Source organism: Acinetobacter sp. TUM15071 (assembly GCF_008980925.1).
In the GTDB taxonomy this organism is placed as follows: domain Bacteria; phylum Pseudomonadota; class Gammaproteobacteria; order Pseudomonadales; family Moraxellaceae; genus Acinetobacter; species Acinetobacter dispersus.
In genome coordinates this window covers 1-440 of sequence record NZ_BKGB01000071.1, presented here as the reverse complement: position 1 = coordinate 440, position 440 = coordinate 1, and the positions used below count along the sequence as shown (strand labels likewise).

Annotated in this window: 1 protein-coding gene; it reads right to left on the bottom strand. The window is 40.9% G+C overall.

Annotation, left to right across the window (positions count from 1 at the left end):
- A partial coding sequence (locus GBI66_RS19275; RefSeq protein ID WP_151717193.1) for an ATP-binding cassette domain-containing protein occupies positions 1 to 440 on the bottom strand: 440 nt, incomplete at both ends.

Below are 440 nucleotides of genomic sequence, written 5' to 3'. Positions count from 1 at the left end.
TTGCTGCTGACCACCAGATAAAAATGCCGGATGTTTACTTTCAACACTTTCAGGTAGCCCAACTTTACGCAGATATTTCCTTGCACGCTCTTCAGCTTCAGCACGTTTTACCCCAAGTACGTGAATCGGCCCTTCAATGACATTTTCCAGCACTGTCATGTGAGACCACAAATTAAAATGCTGAAATACCATCATGAGCTGCGTACGCATTTTTTGTAGTTGCTTTGGTTCAACTACTTTTAAATTGCCTTTTTTATCAAAGACTGTGCGTAGTTTTTCACCATTGAGCTTAAGCGTGCCATTGCTCGGTTGTTCCAAAAAGTTAATGCAGCGGAGTAAAGTACTTTTACCTGAACCCGATGAACCAATAATACTAATCACATCACCGGCATTTGCATCAAGTGATATTCCTTTAAGCACTTCATGATCGCCGAATTTCT